Raw genomic sequence first — 4171 nt, 5'->3', positions numbered from 1 at the left:
CAGCGCCGGCTCACCCAGCGGTGCGGAGGTGTGCCGAAGGGGCCGAACGAGGCCTCGCGCGCGGTCGAGGTCGGCGCGGGTCGTGATCTTGAATCCGACCCCATCCCCGGCGACCGTGGTGATCGTATGCCCGGCGGCGGCGACGACTGCCGCATCATCCGTGTACTCGTCCTCTGCCGCGGCGTATGCGCTTTCCAGAATCCCGCGCTGAAATCCCTGCGGTGTCTGCGCAGCAGTCAGACTCGACCTGTCGACGACCCCGACGATGGTGTCGCCCTCCATCTGCCGAATCGTGTCGACGACCGGCATGACCGGGACGACGCCGGCAGCGCCGGCCTCGAGCGCGCCGATCACGCGCGTGAACACATCAGGCGGGGTGAGGGCACGCGCCGCGTCGTGCACGAGGACGTATTCGACGTCGCCCCACAGCACGGCGAGGCCTGCGGCTACGGATGCCTGCCTGCTGGGTCCGCCGGTGACAACGGACACGAGGTCGCGCCTATCCGCCGCGGCCTCCTCGGCATCCGTCAACGCATCACCCTCGCGACCGGCGGGCGCGACGACGATGACCTGCATCGGTGGAGCCTCGAAGATGCCTCGAAGCGCATGTCGCAGGATGGTGTGATCGTCGAGGCCGACGAAGGCCTTGGGGATTCCGGCGGCGAGCCGGCTACCCGAGCCCGCTGCGACGACGATGACCGCGACGCGGGGGACCGGAATGATGCTCACGGGTGCCACGCTACCGCGCGGCAGCACCGACTCAGGAGGCGAGGACCTCGTCGAGCAGGACGCTGGCCTTCTCTTCGTCGGTCTTCTCGGCCAGCGCGAGCTCGGAGATCAGGATCTGCTTGGCCTTGGCCAGCATCCGCTTCTCACCGGCGGAAAGACCGCGGTCCTGATCGCGGCGCCACAGGTCGCGGACGACCTCACTCACCTTGATGACATCGCCCGACGCGAGCTTCTCGAGGTTCGCCTTGTATCGGCGAGACCAGTTCGTGGGCTCCTCGGTGAACGGCGCGCGCAGCACGTCGAACACGCGCTCGAGACCGTCCTTGCCGATCACATCACGGACGCCGACCAGGTCGACGTTCTCAGCCGGGACCTCGATGATCAGATCGCCTTGAGTGACGTTGAGTTTCAAGTACTTCTTGGTCTCGCCTTTGATGACGCGTTCCTTGACCTCGATGATTGTTGCGGCCCCGTGGTGCGGGTAGACAACCGTCTCGCCAACCTCAAAAAGCATGGAGTTATGTTCCTTTCGGCAAACTCCAGAATACCACAGGGCCCATACGCTAGAGTTCGCCACCCACTCTTCGACCCCGGGCGGAAGTGAGCTTCAGGGAGGCGTAAGCCGACGGTGCGCAACCCCGTAGAATGCATCGTGAAGCCGTCATCCGCTCAAGGAGGATCCGTGAAATCGCGCCTCATCGCGTCGCTCGTTGTGGGCGCAGCCCTCGTCCTCGGAACCTCGGGGTGCAGCCTGATCTCCGCGCACGCGACGACGATCGAGTACTCGCCCGCCGAGGGAACCAACGTCCCCGACGAGTCCGGTCCCCTGCAGGTTCGCAACACGATGATCGTCGCGAACGACGAGGGCACCGAAGGCAACTTCCTCGCCGCCATCATCAACAGCACGGACGAGACGTACGTTCTGAACATCGACTTCGCCGATGGTGTGACAGAACAGGTCATCGTTCCGGCGGGCACCGTCAAGAGCCTCGGCGAGAACGCCGATCCGATTCTGATCCGCGACCTGAACACCCCGCCCGGAGCGACGCTGTCGGCATCATTCCAGTCCGGTGAGGGCGTCACCTCCGTCATCTCGGTGCCGGTATTCAACGGCGACCTCGAATACCTCGCACCCTTCGTGCCCTGAGTCTTCCCGGAACCACAACGTCGGCCCCGCCTCTGTCGAGAGCGGGGCCGACGTGGTTTTGAGGTCGTGGCGGGTCAGGACTCAAAGCGATAGCCGAGCCCGCGGACTGTCACGAGCATGGTCGGATCGCTCGGGTTCTTCTCGATGCGTGAGCGGATGCGCTTGATGTGGACATCCAGTGTCTTCGTGTCGCCGAAGTAGTCGGTTCCCCACACCCGGTCGATGAGCTGACCACGCGTGAGCACCCGGCCCGCGTTGCGCATGAGCACCTCGAGGAGCTCGAATTCCTTCAGCGGCATGCTGATCTCGCTGCCGTCGACCGAGACGGTGTGCCGGTCGATGTCCAGCGTCACGCGCCCTCCTTCGAGGATGCGGTCGTCGAGGTCCGCCTCGGCGGTGGAGAGCCTGCGCAGCACTGCGCGCATCCGTGCGAGCAGTTCCCGAGCCGAGTAGGGCTTGGTCACATAGTCGTCAGCGCCGAGCTCGAGTCCCACGACGATATCGACCTCGGAGTCCTTCGCCGTGAGCATGATGATCGGAACAGACGACGAGGCGCGCAGTTGCCGACATACCTCGGTGCCGGGCATCCCGGGAAGCATGAGATCGAGCAACACGATGTCGGCGCCGAACTCACGGAACGAGGCGAGGGCGGCGGCTCCATCCTCGGCGATCTCGACCTCATAACCCTCCCGGCGCAGCAAGTACGCGAGCGGGTCGGCGAGGTCGGGTTCGTCCTCGACAAGTAGGACGCGAGTCATGCGGTTTCTCCGTTTCCTTCTCGGGCAGCGATGCCACTTCTGTCCGGTGTTCCGGTCCGATCGAGCGCGACGTGGACCGCACCCTCGGTCAGCACGGCATCCGAGCCCTGCAGTTTGGTCTTCTTCTTCTTGACCTTCTTCTCCTTTCGAACCCGCTTTCGGGGCGGCTCGTCGTGAGGAGACTCGATCAGAGGAAGCCGAATGGTGAACGTCGAGCCGCGGCCCTCGCGCGACCACAGGCGCACGTCGCCGCCATGGCGCTGTACGGCGTGCTTGACGATCGCCAACCCCAGGCCGGTTCCTCCGGTACGGCGCGAGCGAGCTTGATCTGCGCGGTAGAACCGTTCGAAGACGCGGTCCTGGTCTTCCTCGGAGATTCCGATTCCTCGGTCGGTGACGGCGATCTCGACGACGCCGTCCGCCGCTTTGACACCGATTCCTACGCTTGAGCCCTTCGGGGAGTAGGCGATGGCGTTGGCGATCAGGTTGCCCACGGCTTCGCTCAGCACCTGGGCATCGCCGCGAACGAACAGACCCCGTGTGCCGCCGCGGACGAGTTGCACGCCCGCGGAGTCGGCTTGGACGGCGTGAGCTTCGACGGCAGACGCGATGATCTCGTCGATCGAAGCGTCCCGCTCATCGTTGAGCTCATCGGCTGCCTGCAGGCGCGAGAGGTTCATGATGCGAGAGGTGAGGGTTGCCAGTCGCGTCGCCTCGGCAGACAGGCGCGAGGCGAACACCCGTACTTGGGCAGGGTCGTCGGATGCCGACTCGATGGCCTCGGCTAGCAGGCTCACCGCGCCCACCGGGGTCTTCAGCTCGTGGCTCGTGTTGGACACGAAGTCCCGTCGCATCTGCTCGACCCGCTCTTTCTCGGTGATATCGCGCAGCACGAGCAGCATGAGTCGGGAAGTGAGGGGCGTCGCCCGTACGGTGACCAGACGTGACTCCCCCGGCCCGGTGCCGCGGCGAATGCGAAATGTCGCGTTCGACGCTGCGTCGGCATCGCTGACCCGGCGCGCGACGCCGCGCAACTCGGCAGTGGGCAGCATGCTTCCCTCGGTCAGGTCGAAGGGCGCCGCGGATGCCGATGCCGCGATGATGACGCCGGCCGAATCGAGGACGACCGCGGGATCGTCGAGTCCGTGGAGGACCACTCGCGCACCCTCGGGAACATCCATGCCGGCGCCGTACTCGGCGCGCTCGCGAGCCCGCAGCGCCAACAGGATGAGGGTAGCCAGACCCGCACCGATCAGCAGCCCCACCAGGAGGCCGAGCAGGGCGATCTGCGCAGGTTGCATGGAAACAGCGTACGGGCGGCCCGGAGGACGACATTGCGAGCGGTGCTCGCGCCCACCTCGGGCGCGTCACTATTCACCGGAGCGGCACTGTCCGTTAACCTTCGGTGGCGAGAATCACTGGGTCGTCTGGCGTCTGCCGGTCGACAACACACGAAAGGGATCGGAATGCGCGAAGTCTTCCACCAGTCGCTCGAAGATGTGCAGAACCGTCTCGTTGAGATCTCCGGGATGGTCAC

At 65.5% G+C, this 4171-nt stretch carries 5 protein-coding genes; 1 reads left to right on the top strand and 4 read right to left on the bottom strand.

The window, feature by feature from the left end; all coding sequences use genetic code 11:
- Both ispD and B3587_RS10760 read right to left on the bottom strand, forming a co-directional pair.
- On the bottom strand, positions 1 to 729 hold a 729-nt coding region (gene ispD, locus B3587_RS10765), incomplete at its 3' end, for a 2-C-methyl-D-erythritol 4-phosphate cytidylyltransferase (protein ID WP_292728510.1).
- 31 nt (positions 730 to 760) lie between these two features.
- On the bottom strand, positions 761 to 1243 hold the full coding sequence (locus B3587_RS10760; protein ID WP_195692045.1) for a CarD family transcriptional regulator: 483 nt from the start codon (positions 1241 to 1243) through the stop codon (positions 761 to 763).
- Between the two features lie 168 nt (positions 1244 to 1411).
- Here B3587_RS10760 and B3587_RS10755 point away from each other — a divergent pair, with 168 nt between their 5' ends.
- A complete protein-coding gene (locus B3587_RS10755) occupies positions 1412 to 1876 on the top strand; it encodes a DNA modification methylase (protein ID WP_228176836.1) in 465 nt (154 codons plus the stop codon).
- A gap of 74 nt (positions 1877 to 1950) precedes the next feature.
- Here B3587_RS10755 and B3587_RS10750 read toward each other — a convergent pair whose 3' ends face one another.
- The gene (locus B3587_RS10750; protein WP_228176835.1) at positions 1951 to 2634 is read right to left on the bottom strand and encodes a response regulator transcription factor; all 684 of its coding nucleotides are present in this window, start codon (positions 2632 to 2634) and stop codon (positions 1951 to 1953) included.
- Positions 2631 to 3935, bottom strand: coding sequence for a sensor histidine kinase (locus B3587_RS10745; protein WP_292728507.1), 1305 nt, complete (start codon positions 3933 to 3935; stop codon positions 2631 to 2633). The genes B3587_RS10750 and B3587_RS10745 overlap by 4 nt, the downstream gene beginning before the upstream one ends.
- Between the last annotated feature and the right edge of the window lie 236 nt (positions 3936 to 4171).

The organism is Microbacterium sp. UBA837 (assembly GCF_002296025.1).
Lineage (GTDB): Bacteria > Actinomycetota > Actinomycetes > Actinomycetales > Microbacteriaceae > Microbacterium.
The sequence above is the reverse complement of the archived record's forward strand: the minus strand, read 5'-3'. Positions and strand labels throughout refer to the sequence as shown.